A 16,638-nucleotide genomic window follows, 5' to 3' on the forward strand; every position below is an offset into this window, starting at 1 on the left:
GTCAGGCTTGGCGGGTCAGCCACAGAAGGTCAGTGGAGTCGGACGGTGATGACGGGCCGTAGACCGCGCCGGTTCTCAGCACGAGGTCGAACGCCTCGGCGCGGATTCGGCGGTCGGTGTAGAGCAGCACGATCACGCCTGCGGTGAAGGGGGCGGTGATGATCTGGGCGATGACGCCGCCCACCGACAACAGGAGGAATGCCAACAGCGTCATCGATGTTGATTCCGCCGCCATCAGTAGGAACTGACCGCCGAAACTGAACGGCACCGTCACCGCGCCTGCGATGAACTGAACGGCGATCGTGGCGAGCAGCAGGATTCCGAACACCCGCCAGAAGTCTTTCTTCACCAGGCGGAACGAGCGCGCGATCGCGGCGAACACGCCGAGTCGTTCGAGCACGATCAGCGGCGGAGCAAAGGCCAGGCTCACCCACAGATAAATCAGCGCGGCGATCAACGTCAGGCCCAGCGGGATGCCGACGATCACCGCAGCGGCGCCGTTGGCTGCGACTCCGATCGCGATGATGAGGCCGACAACGACCGCGACGAGTAGTCCGATGCCCACGCCCTCGAGGAGCGCCAAGCCGATTAGCGCCCAGACCCGACCCTTGAGCTGTCGCCATGCTTCGCCAATGGTGATGCCTGCGCCGAAGACGGCGCGTCCGACGACGACGGTGAGCATGCCGCTCAGCAAAATCGCTGTGAACCAGGTCGCGGCGGCGCCGGCAAGGCTCGACAGCGACGTGCCGAGCAGGGCGCCGGTGGATACCTCGTCTCCGGTGAACGACCCCGCGAGTTGCCCGGTGGCGGCGAGCGGACCCACCGAGAGGAGGAGCGCCAGTAGCTGAGTGGCGACGACGACGATGGTGGTGAATCCCAGCGTCGCCTTGGGGTTGGCGCGGATGTAGGCGACCGCGCCGTTGAAGATGTCGGACAGGCTCAGTGGCCGCAGCGGGATGACACCCGGCTTGAGTGCGGGCAGCATCGGCGGCCCGTAACCGGGCGGTGGTCCGTAACCGGGCGGTGGCCCGTAGCCGGTCGGTGGTCCGTAACCCGGTGGTGGTCCGTATCCCGGCGGAGGGGCATAGCCCGGAGGGGGGCTGAAGCCCGGAGGAGGTCCGTATCCCGGTGGGGGCCCGTAGGCCGGCGGCGCTGCGTAGCCAGGAGGAGGTCCGTAGCCCGGCGGTGGATTGCCCAGTGGCGGCTGCCCGGCCATCCCCGAACTGCCGGCCTCGGTGCTCATGGCAACCATCCTGTCGATCATGATGCGAATTGACAAACGTCTCCGACCGCCGTGTCAGCCGCCTTACCGCCGCTACGGTGGCCATATGTCGACCGAGATCACGGTTCGTGGCGCCTTCTCCGCGTTTCGTCCAGCCGAGCGGGGGACCGTTCACACGACCGTCGCGTACGAGGGACCGGACATGGAGCCGGTATACGCCAGGGTTGCCACCGATTTGGCTGCGCTGAAATCGTCGGTCATCACGCTCGAGGAACAGGGCGCCGTGACCTGGTGGTCGGCCGATTACTTGCGCACGTGGTCCAACCGGCCATGGAACAGCGAAGGTAAACAACTCCCGCTCGTCCATCACGCGAGCGTCGGGGTCGAGGTCAAGTTCCGCGATTTCACCGCCCTGTCGCGCTGGGTCGGTCAGCACGTCGCCGAGATCGAGGGTTTCCGGGTGTCGCAGGTCGATTGGGCGTTGACCGAGAAGCAGCGCGAGACGCTGTTGACCGATGTCCGCACTCGCGCGGTACGCGATGCGGTCACCCGCGCGCAGCAGTACGCCGACGCGCTCGGCCTCGGTGCGGTCGAACCGGTCGCCATCGCCGATGCCGGAATGCTGAACACCACTCCCGAGACCGGACCCCAGGCCGCGTTCCTGCGAGCCGCGGCGGCGGGCCCGGGCCAGGTCGCCGAGCTCGTGCCCGAGCACATCGAGGTGTCCGCGACGGTCGACGCGCGGTTCGTGGCCGAACCCAGAGACGGCGGTGCGGCGTAGGTTTGCGGCATGCCAGAAACGCGAGAACTCAAAGAGCGACTGCGTGCAGATCTCACCGCGGCGATGAAGTCGCAGGACAAGCTGCGGACCGCGACGCTGCGAATGCTCCTCGCTGCGGTCCAGACCGAGGAAGTGGCGGGCAAAGACGCACGCGAGCTGTCCGATGCCGACGTCTTGAAGGTGCTGGCCAAGGAATCCAAGAAGCGCGCCGAGGCGGCGGAGATCTACACCCAGAATGGCCGTGGCGAGCTGGCCGCCAACGAGCACGCCGAGGCGCGCGTCATCGATGAATACCTGCCGACTCCGCTGACCGATGCCGAGGTGGCCGACGTGGTCGACACCGCCATCGCCCAGGTCGCCGAGGAGATCGGTGAGCGACCCGGCATGAAGCAGATGGGCCAGGTGATGAAGGCCGCCACCGCGATCGCCGCAGGTAAGGCCGACGGCTCACGACTCTCGACTGCGGTCAAGGCCAGGCTGTAGCCGTTTCGGCGTCATTCGCCCGGGTACCCGAATGCCATGACGCGTTTCGGCTACACCCTGATGACCGAACAGAGCGGGCCTAAAGAGCTTGTCCGTTATGCCGTTTCGGCAGAACGCGTGGGCTTCGACTTCGAGGTCTCCTCGGATCACTACTTCCCATGGCTGTCGTCACAGGGGCACGCACCCTATGCGTGGTCGGTGCTCGGCGCCGTCGCCCATGCGACCGAGCAGGTCGAGCTGTTCACCTACGTCACGTGTCCGACGATGCGCTACCACCCCGCCGTCGTCGCGCAGAAAGCCGCGACGCTGCAGATCCTCGCCGACGGTCGGTTCACTCTCGGGCTGGGCAGCGGCGAGAATCTCAACGAACACGTCGTCGGCAAGAGTTGGCCGACGGTTACCCGCCGCCAGGAGATGCTGCGCGAGGCCATTCAGATCATCCGCGAGTTGTTCACCGGTGAGCTCGTCGATTGGAAGGGCGAACATTTCGAGGTGAATTCCGCGCGTCTTTGGGACATTCCAGAGATGCCGGTCGCAATCGCCACGGCCGTTTCCGGTGAGCGGTCGGTCGAAACCTTCGCGCCGCTGTCGGATCATCTGATCGCGGTCGAACCGAACAAAGACTTCGTCGACGCATGGCATGACGCCAGACGTGCCACCGGGTTACCCGGCGATGTACGAGTCATCGGCCAGATCCCGATCTGCTGGGATCCAGACCGCGACAAGGCAATCCGCCGGGCGCACGACCAGTTCCGCTGGTTTGGTGGGGGATGGGCGGTCAACGCCGACCTCCCCACGACGGCCGGCTTCGACGGTGCCACCCAGTACGTGCGCCCCGAAGACGTCGCCGAATCCATCCCATGCGGACCCGATCTCGATCCGATCGTCGAAGCAGTGAGCAAGTACTGGGAGGCGGGATTCACCGATATCGCCCTGGTACAGATCGGGGACGAGGGCCAGGATCTGTTCCTCAAGGAAGCGGCCGGATCACTGCTGGAAAAACTCAGAAGCGAATCGGACTGAAAGGCCAAACATGCCCAAAGGCAAGGGAATCTACGAAGATCACACCGTCGACGAGTCCGAGAAGAAGGGCGGACGTCCGGGGCCGACCGACGAGGGTGGTGAAGGAGGCATGGCGACGCGGGAGGAAGCGCCGGATGTCGCCGACACGCGTGGCGAGCCCACGGCCTGACGCGCTAGTGCGCGTCGCGGCCTTGGCGGCTGCGGCGGTAGGCCGCGCGCCGGAAGTTGGTCAGCCAGCGGGGCAATAGCTCGACATCGCAGTCGCTGTGCAGCGCGGGATCGAAAGCGATGTCGTCGCAGCTCGGGTCAACGTGGCGCAAGGTCAGCCGCGCGAGCGGTGTGAACTCGCCCTTGGCCTGCGCCTGTTCGATGTCGAATTGGATTTCGCCGGAATTGATCTGGGACTTGATCGTGTCGAGGGCCAACCCTTTGGTGCGAAGCTCCGTGGTAATCCGTGCCCGTATCCACCACACGCGGTCGCGGTATCGCAACGGCATGAGGCTGGAGAAGCTGGCACCGGACCAGGAAGCTACCGGAGCGAGAACGAAGCGGCTGCCTGCCGCGGTCGACGCCAGAAGTACATCCCAGGGACCGCAGGACCGCAGATCCTGTGGGGGCGGAATGCGGAACGCCAGACCTGCGATGTCGGGCGTTGCACCCGGCAGCCCAACACCTTTGGACACGCGACCAATGACGTCGCAGGAGCGCATCGGCAAGCCCTCACTGCCCGGGGCTGTCCGCTCCAGAACGCCCTCGGCGAGCACCCCGACGGGATGAAAGAGCCGGCGTCCACGAGCGGCCGAACCGAGCTTCACGGGCAACGCGGTGAGATCGGAAACCTGCACGCAGGAGGTGTGCCCAAATGCACACGTCGCGAAACAGTGAGCAGCGGTTTAACGCCCCCGATACCGGGCATTAATGCACGGCACAGCTGCGACGACGCAGCGAACAGCTCTCGAAAGGCCCATGTGTGACAACCGCTTACCTTGACGAGCAGGATGGTGTGATCGCGCCTGCGGGCGTGTACAGCCCACAGGAAGACTCCCGATTTCTCATCGATGTGATGGAGAAGGCCGACCTTGCGCGTGCCCGTCGGGTAGCGGATTTGTGCACCGGAAGCGGAGTGGTGGCCATTGCCGCGGGCCAGCAGAAAGCATCCCAGGTGGCGGCATTCGACGTGTGTTCCCGATCTGTGCGGTCTGCCCGTATCAATGCCCTGGCCACCGGGGTTGATGTCGATGTGCACCTGGGATCGTGGGCGCGCGCGGCAGAGTTCGGCCCATTCGACCTAGTCGTCTGCAACCCGCCGTACGTCCCACACGATCCAGACGTCGACTACGCGCCGATACCGTCGGATGTCGGACCGGCACGCGCATGGGATGCCGGCTACGACGGCCGTTTGGTTCTCGATCCGCTGTGCGAAGCGGTGCCTGACCTGCTTGCGCCCGGGGGTACTTTCCTGTTGGTGCAGTCCGAGTTCGCGGTCCCGCGCCGGACGCTCGCGGCGCTGGCCTCAGTCGGTTTGGACGCGGAAGTCGTTGCCTACCAGTGGATTCCATTCGGGCCGGTGCTGACGTCACGGGCCGCCTGGCTGGAGGACACCGGCAGGCTCGAACCCGGCCGTCGCGAGGAAGAGCTCGTCGTCATCAGGGCCGAAAAACCGTGACCGATCAGCGCACGGTGCGCATCGTTCCGTCCGGGCCAGTCATGGTGGAGGGGCCGGTGCGTATCGAGCTGGGCGACGGCAGCGTCGTGGAGTCCGATCGCTTCATGGTCGCGATCTGCACGTGCCGCCGGAGCAAGGACTATCCGATGTGTGACACCAGTCATCGGTGCCGGCCGCGAGCCGGTAAGCGGTCAGTTCAGCGGACGTCGTAGCGACGAGCGGCCCGCGCTCCAGCATTCCATCAAATGGGCGGCGAGGCGGTCTTCGACAACGTCGCGCGCCCGGATCCCGAACACCACGTCAGTCTCCAGGTGAGGCTCGCGCGCAGTCAGATCACCGACGACGTCGGTGCGCACCACCTGTTCGTGCACGGCATCGGCCACCACATGTTCGGAGTAGAACGCCACACACGCTTCGGGTGCGCCCATCCGCCGGAGCGCCTCAACGAGTCGCCGTGATCCGGGCGAGGACGTGATCTCGGTGGACGCGAAATGCCCGACCGCCGCGCCGCGCAATTCACGGTGTAGCCCGAACGCCGACATCAGATTGACCGAGGCCAACGCCTGAGCCGGGACATGGTCGAGGTAAGCCAGATAGATGGCGTCAAGACCGGCGGCATCCATCAGTTCGGCGTACAGATGCTGGTGCACCTGGTCGCCTCGCCCGCCCCCGTACTCGTCGAACTCGACGGCGACAAAGGCGGCCTTCGCCGGCCCCGTGAGGCGGGGTATCGCGAATGCATGAGGGTCGCCCTCTTTGAGGTGATACACCGAGCGATGCACGAAGTACTCCTGCATCTGCTCCCAGGTGCCTTTGTCGCGCAGGTAATAGGAAGGGCCGTCGCCGTCGACGGGCTCGAGGGAAATCGCGTCCATCTCCGCTGCGGCAGTGTCGTCCGGCGTGATGTCGCCGACGTCGCGCCGAACTGCGTCGAGGAAGGCGTCCTCGAGGCGTCCGCGCAGATGAAGCAATGCCGGATTCCATTCCCACCGCGGATTGACCGAGCGGAAGCCGCGATAGTGCAACTCGTAGCAGATGCACAGCGCGAGCTGCAGGTCGAGCCCGTACGGGTCGGCTTCGTAGAGGGGGACGTCGAGCGGGCGCACGGACAGGGCCGGGCGTTGGCGCGACAGGGTGTCCACCACCGTCGCTGACACGGGGCCGGCGGGGTGGGGCAGGGCTGGTTCGACAAGTGTCGATGGCAACGTCACGGCCGTGTAATTCCCGGCTGACCGCGCATCAAACGTCGGCAGCCTGGCCTTCTCAGAGCTACCTCGCTAGTATCTGACAGTCGGGTGCCACTTCCGTGTACCGATCAGGGGGTCTTATGCGAGTGCCTCGCGCGGTCGCGAACTTCAATCGGCGGGTCACCAATCCGGCGGCGCGCTCGATCTCGCCGTGGCTTCCCGGCCAGGGCACGCTCGAGCACGTGGGGCGCACGTCGGGTAAGCGCTACCGGACGCCTCTGCTGGTTTTTCCCACCAAAGAGGGCTTCGTCGTTCTCATCGGCTATGGGCCAGAAACGGATTGGGTGAAGAACGTATTGGCACGCGGATCGGCGGTGCTGCGAAAACGCGGCCAGGACATCGTGCTGACGGATCCCCGGCTGACGAGCAAGGCTGACGCGGCACCCCTGGTCATTGGACCGGGCCGTGCGTTCTACCACCTGTTCCCCTACGACGAAGCGGCGCTGGTTCTGACCAAGAGCACGTGACGATAGGAGAACGAATGCCCGTCAACACCGCCGTCCCTAGCGTGTTCGACGCGGACCTGCCGACCATCGATTACGACGTGACGTCGACACCCGCGCAGGTCTACCCCGAGCTGCTGGCGGCACAGCGGCAGGCCCCAATCGCACTGGGTCCCTTTGGCCCCGAAGTACTTTCATACGATCTGGTTCGAACTATATTGAGACACAATCGTTTTCAGGTTCCGCCCGGCTACATTCTCGCCGTGCAGGGCGTCAGCTCGGGACCGCTGTGGGACAAGGTCGGCGAGTCGATGTTGGGGATGGAGGGCGACCGGCATCAGCGCGTGCGCAGCGTCGTGGCCAAGGCGTTCACTCCGCGCGCGGTCGAGCGTCTGCATGCCACTATCTCCGGCGTCATCGACGAGATCGTCGAACCGATCAGCCGCCGCGGTCACTGCGAGGTCGTCACCGACATCGCGCGGCCGTACCCGGTGCCCGTCATCTGTGCACTCCTCGGTGCGCCACGCGAGGACTGGGAACAGTTCGCGCTCTGGACGGACGTGGTGTTCAAGGCCTTCACTTTTCCCTTTTCGGCTGATGAAGTGCCCGACGTTCTCCGCGCCTGGGGTGAGCTCGACGACTACGTCGACGACATGGTCGCCCGGCGTCGCCACACGCTCACCGACGACCTGCTCTCCGACCTGATCCGCGCCGAGCACGACGGTGATCGGCTCAGCGGTAAAGAGCTGCGCATGCTCGCCGCCGCACTACTGCTGGCGGGCACCGACACCACGCGCAACCAGGTGGCCGCCTCCATCGAGATCCTCTGCGACCATCCGCGGCAATGGGAGCTCCTGCGGGACAACCCCGGTCTGGCGGTGCCGGCCGTCTACGAGACGATGCGCCACTCAGGGATCTCGAACGCCCTGCTGCGCGTCGTCACCGAGGACGTCGAACTCGCCGGTGTGTTTTTTCCGGAGGGCACGATGGTTTTCGCGAACACCGCTGCGGCCAACCGTGATCCCACGATCTACGACGATCCCGACCGGTTCGACATCACCCGCGAGGGACTGCCGCCGATCATGAGCTTCGGTGCGGGTGTGCACTACTGCGTCGGTGCAAACCTGGCGCGGCTGGAGATCGCCGAGGCGTTGACGACGGTTACCCGGCGAATAGTGAACGCACGCAAGGATGGACCGGCGCCCTGGAAACCGATCTTCGGGTTGAGCGGACCGACGAGCCTGCCCATCGTGTTCGATACGTAGGGCGTTTTTAAGGACGGTCTTTGGTGGTCTAGGCAAGCGCGAGGAAGAGTTTCTCCAGCTCTGCTTCGGTCATGGGCTTGTCGTCGCCAGCTTGTTCACCAGTGACGCACTCCCGCAGTCCGGTGGCGACAATTTTGAATCCCGCTCGGTCGAGCGCACGAGAAACAGCCGCCAGCTGTGTGACGACGTCCTTGCACTCGCGCCCGTTCTCGATCATCGAGATGACGCCTGCGAGTTGACCTTGCGCTCGGCGCAGCCGGTTGAGGACTGCGTCGATGGCTTCTTGGTCGCCGACCATGACCTTTCCTTTCGTTGCCGCTACGCCGAGATTACCCGAGGGGGTATACGGCGTTCAGGGTCAACGATCCTGTCTGTCTCGGCATTCCCACTGGGGCGACAGGTGGTCTCGGCACGTCACCTCGGTGTGTTCGCAGCTCTGAGCAGCTGGCTGGTGATCGTCGCTGCGTCGCATTTGGCACCAGCACCGTTGAAGGGGAGGCGGGCCAGCAGCATCCCCATCGCGCACGTGTTCGTCAACGCGGCGACGGCCAGGCCGACGCCCATCGTGAAAGCGATCCATTCGACGCCGGAAACGAACACGCTGAGTAGCGCGCTGACGGCGATGATGAGCCCGGCGACCAGGCGTACCTGTCGCTCCAGATCCCATCGTGGCGTGCCGCGGTTGAGGGCGAACCCGCGGGCCTCCCAGCCGGTGATTCCTCCGGCCAGGATGCTTACGTTCGTCAGCCCTGCTTGGCGCAGCGTCTGGTCGGCGTGGGCGGCGCGTTGCCCTGAGCGACAGATCAGGACGACCTGCCGATCGAGGTGGTCGATGATTTCGTCGCGATGCTCCCGCAGGAGGTCGAGCGGCACGTTGTAAGCGCCGGCGATGTGCTGGCTTTCGAACTCCGCGGGCGTTCGGACGTCGAGTAGTCGGGGCGGGTCGGCCGCGGCTAGCAGTGTCTGCAGCGTTGCGGCGTCCACGGTTGCGGTGGACATCAGGCGGGGCTCCTTCGGATTGTTTTCTCTTATACCGAGGGGGGTATATTTCAGCTAAATCGCAGCATACCCACGGGGGTATATGGTATGACGGAATAAATACCCGCGGGGGTATGGCTGATGTACTCAACGGGTGAGCGATAAACGGCGCCCGACACGGATCGAAAGGGGATCGTCATGATCTTGGAGCAGTACTACATCGAGTGTCTGTCGCACGCGTCGTACCTGGTCGGTGATGAAGCCAGTGGCCGCGCGGTGGTGATCGACCCGCGTCGCGATATCAGCGACTACCTGGCCGATGCCGAAAGATTCGGTCTTGCCATCGAAGGAGTGATCAACACTCACTTCCACGCCGACTTCGTCTCTGGGCACTTGGAATTGGTCGATGCGACCGGTGCGTGGATCGGGTTCGGCGAGTCCGCCGTCACCGATTACCCGATCCGCAGGCTGGCCGACGGCGAGCACCTGTCGCTCGGCGAGGTGGACCTGGAGATTCTCTCGACCCCAGGTCACACATGGGAGTCGATCAGTGTGCTCGTCCGCGAGCGAGCCGGTGCCGAGCCGGTGGCCGTGCTCACGGGTGACTCGCTGTTCATCGGCGACGTCGGGCGCCCGGATCTGATCAACATCGGTGACAGCTCGACCAGCGACCTGGCTCGCGCGATGTACCGCACACTCCACGACAAACTCATGCGGCTACCCGACAGCGTGGTGGTGATGCCCGCCCACGGAGCAGGTTCGTCGTGCGGAAAGAACTTGTCGACCGAACTCACCTCGACCATCGGTGAACAGCGGGTGAGCAATCCGTCGGTGCAGCCGATGCCTGAGGACGCCTTCGTCGCGATGCTCACCGCGGGTCAGCCCGCCGCGCCGGCGTACTTCTCCTCCGACGCGGCGATGAACAAACGTGTGCACCCCCTGCTGCAGGCTGACCGCACGGTGCCCGAGATGATGCCTGAGCAGATTCGAGCCGCTCTGAACGCCGGCGTCCGCGTGATCGATGCCCGCAGCCCCGAGGACTTCGCCGCCGGGCATCTGCGGGGAACGGTGAACGTGGGTTTCGATGGCCGGTTCGCCGAAACTGGCGGCATGGTCGCCGAAGTCGGTGAGCAGATTGCGTTGATCACGTATCCGGGTGAGGAGCAGCAGGCGGCGTTGCGGCTGGCGCGCATCGGGTCCGACGACGCCATCGGCTACCTGAATGTGGGCCCGGACGGGCAGTTCGCAGCCGAACTCACCGATCTGGTTCAGGCAGCGCCGCGAACCACGGTCGCCGCGCTGGACGACCTGCTGGATGACGGTGCGGTGACACTGATCGACATCCGCAACATCGGCGAGCGCGAGGGTGGCGCCATTCCCGGTTCGATGCACATCGCGCTGGCTCAATTGCGTCTGCGTCTCGGCGAGGTGCCGACCGACAAGCCGATCGTGGTGCACTGCGCCGGTGGCTGGCGATCGAGTGTGGCCGCGTCGTTGTTGCGCGCCAAGGGCATTGAGCAGGTTTCCGACTTGCTCGGTGGGTACAACGCGTGGGCCGAGGCTCACGCCGCGGTCTGACATGGCGATCGCGATAAGCCTGGCTCTGGGCGCGCTGATCGGCGTGCTGCTGGGCCTGCTCGGCGGCGGCGGGTCCATCCTGGCCGTGCCTGCCCTGGTCTACGGGATGGGGTTCACCATTGAACAGGCGATCCCCATTTCGCTGATTGTCGTCGCCGCCGCATCAGCGGTCGGGGTGCTGCCGAAAATCCTTGCCCGCCAGGTGCGGTGGCGGATGGCAGCGATCTTCGCCGCCGCCGGGATCCCCGCCACTGTCGCAGGCAGCGCGCTGGGCCGCCACCTTCCTCAGTCGGTGCTGATGGTCGGATTCGCGGTCGTGATGGTGGTCGCCGGTGTCCGTATGTTGAGTGACCAGAGGTCCACCGGCACGGCCTGCGAGATCCGGGCCGGCCAGGTCAACTGGCGGCGTTGCGCACCGCGATCGATTGGGGCGGGACTGCTGGTGGGGTTGCTCACCGGGCTGTTCGGTGTCGGCGGCGGATTCCTCATCATTCCAGTCTTGGTGGTCGTGCTTGGAGTCGAGATGACCACCGCCATCGGGACGTCGCTTCTGATCATCATCGCGAACTCCGCGACCGGCGTCGTCTCGCACCTGCAGTCGGTCAGCGTCGATTGGAAAATCACCGCGGTTTTCATCGTTGCGGCGATGGCCACCTCACTGGTTGCCGGGTATCTCGGCACCAAGACCGACACCAGCCGGCTGCAGCGCTCGTTCGCCTATCTGGTGTTTGTCGTGGCCGCCTACGTGCTCGTCGACACCCTCGTCCTCAGCTGAGGCGAGAAGGCCCCGACCAGAATGACCGGTCGGAGCCTCTCACTTGAAGTCTCACGCCCCCCGCCCAAGAGAAAACCCGCTCGGCTGCGCCGGCGGGTTTCTCCTTGGTCGGGGTGGCGGGATTTGAACCCACGACCTCTTCGTCCCGAACGAAGCACGCTACCAAGCTGCGCCACACCCCGAGTGAAGCCACGACAGCGTATCGCACACCCGCGGTACGACACCAAACGCGTCGAAGTGCATTGAGGTGCACGTCACGACACGCCGAGGGATGGATATGGGTTGTCGGTGGCGTTATGCACACTGACGGTAGAAAACGACTAAGTGAGGCGAGAAATGACCGGGCTCGGAGCTTCCATATATCTGGGATTCTTCGCCCTAGCCGCGTTGTGGCTGTTCCTGACCTCCGACGGCCCCCTCATGGGCCGGTCCGACGATCAGGGCCAGCGGCCAGAGCGTTCGAACTCGACCAGCACCTCGGCCCACGCCGAGGGATCCAGCCCCTGGCTGGTAAGCCACTCGTCACAGAAGTAGGTGTCCGCGTAGCGGTCGCCGCTGTCGGCGAGCAGGGTCACCACTGACCCGCTGCGCCCGTTCGCGACCATTTCCGCGAGCAACCCGAAAGCCCCCCACAGATTCGTCCCCGTCGATGGGCCGACCCGTCGCCCCAACACAGCACTCGTATGCTGCGCGGCGGCGACCGACGCCGAATCGGGCACAACCACCATGCGGTCCACGACGTCAGGGAGAAACGACGGCTCCACCCGAGGGCGGCCGATGCCCTCGATCCGTGACGACATGCCCGTCACGACGTCGCTGCGGCCCTGCGCATACGAGGGAAAGAACGCCGAATTCTCCGGATCGACCACGCACAGCTTCGTCTCGTAGCGGCGGTAGCGGATAAAGCGGCCGATCGTCGCGCTGGTGCCACCGGTGCCCGCTCCGACCACGATCCAGTCGGGCACAGGGTGAGCCTCCGCACGCATCTGATCGAAGATCGACTCGGCGATGTTGTTGTTGCCGCGCCAGTCGGTGGCACGCTCGGCGTTGGTGAACTGATCGAGGTAGTGGCCGCCCGTCTCTGCGGCCAGCCGTTCGGCCTCCGAATAAACCTGTGATGACTCGGCCACGAAATGGCAACGGCCGCCTTGTGATTCGATCAAAGCAATCTTGCTCGCGCTTGTTGAACTCGGCATCACCGCGATGAACGGCAGCCCAAGCAGCGCCGCGAAATACGCCTCCGATACCGCCGTCGATCCCGATGACGCCTCGATCACGGTGGTGTTCTCGTCGATCCACCCGTTGCACAACGCGTAGAGGAACAACGACCGCGCCAATCGGTGCTTGAGGCTGCCGGTGATGTGGGTGGTCTCGTCCTTGAGGTAGAGCTCGACGTCGACAGCCGGATCGAGAACGTCGCACCATGCAGTCGGCAGCGGATAGCGCAGTAGATGCGTGTCGGCGCTACGGCGCGCGTCGGCCTCGATCAGCCGGACCGCGTTGTCCACCCACGCGCGTGGCCGGCCCCTACTGGCACTGGCTGGTGCGCTCAAGGTGCTCAGCGCACCGAGACGCTCGGGTGCGACTGACCTTCTTGGATCCCGGTGTAGTGCCCACCGATCGGGGCGGCGACCAGCGTCAACAACGTGGCCTCGGGACGGCAGCAGAACCGCAGGGGCGCATAAGGCGACGTACCGATGCCCGCGGAGACATGCAGCTGGGTGTGGGCACCCCACTGCGAAGCACCCTTGGCCCGCGACCGGTCCAGGTCGCAGTTGGTGACGATCGCGCCGTAGAACGGCAGGCACAGCTGGCCGCCGTGCGTGTGGCCCGCCATGACCAGCTGGTAGCCGTCGGCGGCGAAGCGGTCGAGCACGCGCGGCTCCGGCGAATGCGTCAGGCCCAGCCGTAGGTTCACCGCGGGGTTGGCGGCTCCGGCGATCGTTTCGTAGCGGTCGCGCTTGAGGTGCGGATCGTCGACGCCCGCGGCCGCGACCAGCAGGCCGCCCACCTCGAACTCGCGCCGGGTATGCGTCATGTCCAACCAGCCGCGCTCGGTGAACGCCGCGCGCAGATCCTGCCAGGGCAGCGGCTCGCCATGCAGGCGGTGCTCCGGGTTGGTCAGATAGTTCAGCGGATTCTTCGGCTTCGGGCCGAAGTAGTCATTGCTGCCGAACACGAAAACACCTGGCACCGCAAGTAAGTCGCCGAGCGCCTGCACGACGGCAGGCACGGCCTTGGGGTGGGCCAGGTTGTCGCCGGTGTTGACGATGAAGTCCGGTTCCAGCCGCGCAAGCTCTCGCAGCCACTCCTGCTTGCGGCGCTGTTGCGGACGCATGTGGATGTCGCTGATGTGCAGAACCTTCAGCGGAGACGATCCCGGCGAGAGCACCGGCATCGTCACTTCGCGCACGGCGAATGCATTGCGCTCGATGAGCGATGCATAGCCGACCCCCGCGACCAGCGAACCGGCAGCGACGACTGCTGTGCCTTTGAGGACCGAGGCGGCCTTCATGACCGAAGACGCGGACATGCAGCAGAGCTTACTGCCAGCCCGCCGTTCACAGCGATTTCACCCGGCCAGCGTGGGCCAGACCACACACCGTTATGGAGGTGGCGGCGGAGGCGGCAACCCCGGGGGTGGTGCCGGTGGTGGTGGACCCAGCACCGGGACCGTGATCGGCGGCAATCCAGGAATCTGGACGACCGTCTGCCCGACCGGCGGCGGCAGGCCCGGAATCGCACCGGGCGGTGGTGGTGGCGGTGCGGGCGGGATGCCGTTGGAGATCTGGATCGTGATGATCGACCCGGGCACCGTCTGCCCGGCCGGCGACGTGCCCACCACTGACCCATACGACGCGCCGCTGTTCACCGGCGTCGATTCGTTGGCGACCTGGAATCCGGCGTCGCGCAGGCGCTGCCGGGCGGTGCTCTCATTCAACCCCGCGACGCTCGGCACCCGTCCGCCCGGCGCACCGTCGACGTAACGGGGGTCGGTCGGCGGGAGCGCAACCGGACCGAAGTTGTTGGCGATCGGCTTCATCGCCGTGAACCACGTCCGGGCGGGTTCATTACCGCCGAATAGGTTGCCGTCGCCGCCGCACTGGCGAAGCGGGTAGGAGCACAGCGCGCCCGGCGCGGTCGAGTCGTCGTAGATGTAGTTGGCGGCGGCGTACTGGTTGGTGAAACCGACGAAGCCTGCCGAGCGGCTGGCCTCGGTAGTACCGGTCTTGCCCGACATCGGCAGATCCCAGCCCACCGAACCCGCGGCGCCCGCGGCGGTGCCCGCGCCCGTGTCGTCCTTGCTCATCGCGTTGGCGAGGGTGTTGGCCAACCCCTCCGGCACCACCTGTTCGCAGGTTTCGGTTGTCACCGACACCTGCTTGCCGTCACGGTCGATCACCTCGGCAATCGGATTGGGCGGACACCACATGCCGCCGGACGCCAGGGTCGCCGCGACGTTCGACAACTCAAGTGCGTTGACCTCGATCGGGCCGAGCGTGAACGAGCCGAGGTTCTGGCGCTTGACGAAGTCGGCCAGGCTCTCGTTGCTCTCCGGGTCGTAGTCGCGGGCGGTACCCGGCAACGCATAGGATCGCAGGCCGAGCTTGACCGCCATGTCGACGGTGCGCTGCACACCCACCTGTGAAATCAGCTTGGCGAAAGCCGTGTTCGGCGACGTGGCCAATGCGTCGGTGATGTTCATGGTGCCGCGGTAGTTGCCCGCGTTCTGCACACACCACGTCGCGGGCGGGCAGCCCCTGGCCCCGCCTGAGCCGAGACCCTTGGCCTGGAACCGGGCCGGCGAGTCCAGCTGGGCGTTGATGCCCATCCCCATGTCCATAGCGGCGGCGGTCGTGAAGATTTTGAAGACCGACCCTGCGCCGTCGCCGACCAGAGAGAAGGGTTGAGGTTGCATGGTTTCGCCGGCCTCGAGGTTCAGGCCGTAGGTGCGGTTACTGGCCATTGCGAGGACCGGATGAGACTCCTTACCCGGCCTGATCACGCTCATCACGCTGGCGACACCGTCGAGGTCGGGACTGGCGATCTCGTTGACCGCGGTCTTCACCGGGATCTGCACATCGGGGTCGAGGGTGGTCTTGATCAGGTAGCCGCCCCTGGCGACCTGATCTTTGCTGATCCCGGCGCGCGCGAGATATTCGAGGGCGTAATCGCAAAAGAATGCCCGGTCACCGGCGGCGATGCAGCCCCGCGGCAGCTCCTTGGGCACCGGCAGCACGCCCAGCGGTTTCTCCTTCGCCGCCCGCAGCGCCGCGGCCTCTTCAGGAATGTTCTCGATCATGGTGTCCAGCACCACGTTGCGACGGGCGAGCGCACCCTCGGGATTCGTATAGGGGTTCAAGGTGCTCGTCGACTGCACCATGCCGGCCAGCAGGGCGGCCTGCTCCCAGTTCAGGTCGGTGGCGTTGATGCCGAAGTATGTCTGCGCGGCGTCCTGCACGCCGAACGCCCCGTTACCGAACGAGACGAGATTCAAATAGCGGGTGAGGATCTCCGGCTTGGTGAAGGTCTTGTCCAGCGTGAGCGCCATCCGGATTTCGCGCAGCTTGCGGGCCGGTGTGGTCTCGATGGCCGCGCGCTTCTCCGCGTCGGTCTGCGCGATCACCAACAATTGATAGTTCTTGACGTACTGCTGCTCGATTGTCGAGCCACCGCGGGTGTCGAGGTTTCCGGACAGATAGCCCGACAGGCCGGTCAGGGTGCCCTGCACGTCCACACCGTTGTGCTCGGCGAACCGCTTGTCCTCGATGGATACGATCGCCAACTTCATGGTGTTGGCGATCTGGTCGCTCTGCACCTCGAACCGTCGCTGGTTGTACAACCACGCGATCACATTGCCCTTGGCGTCGACCATCGTCGAAACCTGCGGGACCTCGCCCTCCACCAGCTGTGCCGAACCATTGGCAACCACATCGGATGCCCGGTTGGACACCAGCCCGAAGCCTCCCACCACCGGGAACATCAGTGCCGCGAGGACGACGCTGGCCAATACACAGCACCACGCGAGCTTGATCACCGTCACCGCTGTTGGCGGTGGGGACGGCGGGGTCTCCGGCATGCGTACAGAGTAGCCAGCGGATTCTGACGACGAAATTCGCAGATTCACCGTGCCGGTTGCTGGCCCTCGTCAGGGCTCCGACCAGCAGCCGCGTCAA

General features: G+C 65.4%; 18 protein-coding genes and 1 tRNA gene. 10 read left to right on the top strand and 9 right to left on the bottom strand.

Features of this window, described 5'->3' with window-relative positions:
* Window position 1: 1 nt before the first annotated feature.
* Window positions 2–1,243 (bottom strand): glycerophosphoryl diester phosphodiesterase membrane domain-containing protein, encoded by a 1,242-nt coding sequence (locus ACIA48_RS19990; RefSeq protein ID WP_396735316.1) that lies wholly within the window; start codon window positions 1,241–1,243, stop codon window positions 2–4.
* Window positions 1,244–1,328: 85 nt separating this feature from the next.
* Here ACIA48_RS19990 and ACIA48_RS19995 point away from each other — a divergent pair, with 85 nt between their 5' ends.
* From ACIA48_RS19995 to ACIA48_RS20010, 4 genes are read left to right on the top strand one after another with little or no spacing between them, the layout of a single operon-like run.
* Entirely contained in the window at window positions 1,329–2,003 is a 675-nt protein-coding gene (locus ACIA48_RS19995; RefSeq protein ID WP_396735319.1) for an SIMPL domain-containing protein, read from the top strand.
* Between the two features lie 9 nt (window positions 2,004–2,012).
* Window positions 2,013–2,486 (top strand): GatB/YqeY domain-containing protein, encoded by a 474-nt coding sequence (locus tag ACIA48_RS20000; protein WP_396735322.1) that lies wholly within the window; start codon window positions 2,013–2,015, stop codon window positions 2,484–2,486.
* 36 nt (window positions 2,487–2,522) lie between these two features.
* Window positions 2,523–3,509, top strand: coding sequence for an LLM class F420-dependent oxidoreductase (locus ACIA48_RS20005; protein WP_396735324.1), 987 nt, complete (start codon window positions 2,523–2,525; stop codon window positions 3,507–3,509).
* 10 nt (window positions 3,510–3,519) lie between these two features.
* Window positions 3,520–3,678: a hypothetical protein gene (locus ACIA48_RS20010; RefSeq protein ID WP_170311130.1), complete on the top strand. Its 159-nt coding sequence runs from the start codon at window positions 3,520–3,522 to the stop codon at window positions 3,676–3,678.
* A gap of 4 nt (window positions 3,679–3,682) precedes the next feature.
* On the opposite strand, the gene ACIA48_RS20015 is transcribed toward ACIA48_RS20010, so the two are convergent.
* On the bottom strand, window positions 3,683–4,354 hold the full coding sequence (locus tag ACIA48_RS20015; protein ID WP_396735327.1) for a phosphodiesterase: 672 nt from the start codon (window positions 4,352–4,354) through the stop codon (window positions 3,683–3,685).
* A 125-nt stretch (window positions 4,355–4,479) separates the two neighbouring features.
* On the opposite strand from ACIA48_RS20015, the gene ACIA48_RS20020 reads away from it, so the two are divergent.
* Together ACIA48_RS20020 and ACIA48_RS20025 are read left to right on the top strand one after the other, a co-directional pair.
* Window positions 4,480–5,175: a class I SAM-dependent methyltransferase gene (locus ACIA48_RS20020; RefSeq protein ID WP_396735330.1), complete on the top strand. Its 696-nt coding sequence runs from the start codon at window positions 4,480–4,482 to the stop codon at window positions 5,173–5,175.
* On the top strand, window positions 5,172–5,387 hold the full coding sequence (locus tag ACIA48_RS20025; RefSeq protein WP_396735332.1) for a CDGSH iron-sulfur domain-containing protein: 216 nt from the start codon (window positions 5,172–5,174) through the stop codon (window positions 5,385–5,387). The genes ACIA48_RS20020 and ACIA48_RS20025 overlap by 4 nt, the downstream gene beginning before the upstream one ends.
* Here ACIA48_RS20025 and ACIA48_RS20030 read toward each other — a convergent pair.
* Window positions 5,367–6,386, bottom strand: coding sequence for an iron-containing redox enzyme family protein (locus tag ACIA48_RS20030; protein ID WP_396735335.1), 1,020 nt, complete (start codon window positions 6,384–6,386; stop codon window positions 5,367–5,369). The two genes, ACIA48_RS20025 and ACIA48_RS20030, sit on opposite strands and share 21 nt — an antisense overlap.
* Before the next feature lie 116 nt (window positions 6,387–6,502).
* On the opposite strand from ACIA48_RS20030, the gene ACIA48_RS20035 reads away from it, so the two are divergent.
* Both ACIA48_RS20035 and ACIA48_RS20040 read left to right on the top strand, forming a co-directional pair.
* Window positions 6,503–6,889 carry a nitroreductase family deazaflavin-dependent oxidoreductase gene (locus ACIA48_RS20035; RefSeq protein WP_396735337.1) on the top strand — a complete coding sequence of 129 codons (387 nt, stop codon included), beginning with the start codon at window positions 6,503–6,505 and terminating at the stop codon, window positions 6,887–6,889.
* A gap of 14 nt (window positions 6,890–6,903) precedes the next feature.
* Window positions 6,904–8,130 carry a cytochrome P450 gene (locus tag ACIA48_RS20040; RefSeq protein ID WP_396735340.1) on the top strand — a complete coding sequence of 409 codons (1,227 nt, stop codon included), beginning with the start codon at window positions 6,904–6,906 and terminating at the stop codon, window positions 8,128–8,130.
* Window positions 8,131–8,158: 28 nt separating this feature from the next.
* On the opposite strand, the gene ACIA48_RS20045 is transcribed toward ACIA48_RS20040, so the two are convergent.
* Together ACIA48_RS20045 and ACIA48_RS20050 are read right to left on the bottom strand one after the other, a co-directional pair.
* Window positions 8,159–8,428: a metal-sensitive transcriptional regulator gene (locus tag ACIA48_RS20045; RefSeq protein ID WP_396735343.1), complete on the bottom strand. Its 270-nt coding sequence runs from the start codon at window positions 8,426–8,428 to the stop codon at window positions 8,159–8,161.
* A 116-nt stretch (window positions 8,429–8,544) separates the two neighbouring features.
* A complete protein-coding gene (locus ACIA48_RS20050; protein ID WP_396736771.1) occupies window positions 8,545–9,132 on the bottom strand; it encodes a rhodanese-like domain-containing protein in 588 nt (195 codons plus the stop codon).
* Between the two features lie 174 nt (window positions 9,133–9,306).
* Here ACIA48_RS20050 and ACIA48_RS20055 point away from each other — a divergent pair, with 174 nt between their 5' ends.
* Together ACIA48_RS20055 and ACIA48_RS20060 are read left to right on the top strand one after the other, a co-directional pair.
* Window positions 9,307–10,686: a rhodanese-like domain-containing protein gene (locus ACIA48_RS20055; RefSeq protein ID WP_396735346.1), complete on the top strand. Its 1,380-nt coding sequence runs from the start codon at window positions 9,307–9,309 to the stop codon at window positions 10,684–10,686.
* 1 nt (window position 10,687) lies between these two features.
* Entirely contained in the window at window positions 10,688–11,461 is a 774-nt protein-coding gene (locus tag ACIA48_RS20060) for a sulfite exporter TauE/SafE family protein (protein ID WP_396735348.1), read from the top strand.
* A 105-nt stretch (window positions 11,462–11,566) separates the two neighbouring features.
* Here ACIA48_RS20060 and ACIA48_RS20065 read toward each other — a convergent pair.
* The 4 genes from ACIA48_RS20065 to ponA2 form a co-directional block, all read right to left on the bottom strand.
* Window positions 11,567–11,643: transfer RNA gene (locus tag ACIA48_RS20065), tRNA-Pro, on the bottom strand.
* Between the two features lie 255 nt (window positions 11,644–11,898).
* Complete coding sequence (locus ACIA48_RS20070; protein ID WP_396735351.1) at window positions 11,899–13,014, bottom strand: PLP-dependent cysteine synthase family protein; 1,116 nt, start codon at window positions 13,012–13,014, stop codon at window positions 11,899–11,901.
* A gap of 5 nt (window positions 13,015–13,019) precedes the next feature.
* Window positions 13,020–13,976: a metallophosphoesterase gene (locus ACIA48_RS20075; RefSeq protein ID WP_396736774.1), complete on the bottom strand. Its 957-nt coding sequence runs from the start codon at window positions 13,974–13,976 to the stop codon at window positions 13,020–13,022.
* 90 nt (window positions 13,977–14,066) lie between these two features.
* Window positions 14,067–16,541: a transglycosylase/D,D-transpeptidase PonA2 gene (gene ponA2 / locus ACIA48_RS20080; protein ID WP_396735354.1), complete on the bottom strand. Its 2,475-nt coding sequence runs from the start codon at window positions 16,539–16,541 to the stop codon at window positions 14,067–14,069.
* Window positions 16,542–16,638: the final 97 nt, after the last annotated feature.

This window comes from Mycobacterium sp. NPDC051804, assembly GCF_044452905.1.
In the GTDB taxonomy this organism is placed as follows: Bacteria; Actinomycetota; Actinomycetes; order Mycobacteriales; family Mycobacteriaceae; genus Mycobacterium.

What these genes read in the sequence shown, in the direction of transcription:
- ACIA48_RS20010 (WP_170311130.1), top strand. Translation starts at nt 3,520, where the DNA reads ATGCCCAAAGGCAAGGGAATCTACGAAGATCACACCGTCGACGAGTCC.
- ACIA48_RS19990 (WP_396735316.1), bottom strand. Translation starts at nt 1,243, where the DNA reads ATGAGCACCGAGGCCGGCAGTTCGGGGATGGCCGGGCAGCCGCCACTG.
- ACIA48_RS20055 (WP_396735346.1), top strand. Translation starts at nt 9,307, where the DNA reads ATGATCTTGGAGCAGTACTACATCGAGTGTCTGTCGCACGCGTCGTAC.
- ACIA48_RS20075 (WP_396736774.1), bottom strand. Translation starts at nt 13,976, where the DNA reads ATGAAGGCCGCCTCGGTCCTCAAAGGCACAGCAGTCGTCGCTGCCGGT.
- ACIA48_RS20040 (WP_396735340.1), top strand. Translation starts at nt 6,904, where the DNA reads ATGCCCGTCAACACCGCCGTCCCTAGCGTGTTCGACGCGGACCTGCCG.
- ACIA48_RS20060 (WP_396735348.1), top strand. Translation starts at nt 10,688, where the DNA reads ATGGCGATCGCGATAAGCCTGGCTCTGGGCGCGCTGATCGGCGTGCTG.
- ACIA48_RS20045 (WP_396735343.1), bottom strand. Translation starts at nt 8,428, where the DNA reads ATGGTCGGCGACCAAGAAGCCATCGACGCAGTCCTCAACCGGCTGCGC.
- ACIA48_RS20005 (WP_396735324.1), top strand. Translation starts at nt 2,523, where the DNA reads ATGACGCGTTTCGGCTACACCCTGATGACCGAACAGAGCGGGCCTAAA.
- ponA2 (WP_396735354.1), bottom strand. Translation starts at nt 16,541, where the DNA reads ATGCCGGAGACCCCGCCGTCCCCACCGCCAACAGCGGTGACGGTGATC.
- ACIA48_RS20035 (WP_396735337.1), top strand. Translation starts at nt 6,503, where the DNA reads ATGCGAGTGCCTCGCGCGGTCGCGAACTTCAATCGGCGGGTCACCAAT.
- ACIA48_RS19995 (WP_396735319.1), top strand. Translation starts at nt 1,329, where the DNA reads ATGTCGACCGAGATCACGGTTCGTGGCGCCTTCTCCGCGTTTCGTCCA.
- ACIA48_RS20000 (WP_396735322.1), top strand. Translation starts at nt 2,013, where the DNA reads ATGCCAGAAACGCGAGAACTCAAAGAGCGACTGCGTGCAGATCTCACC.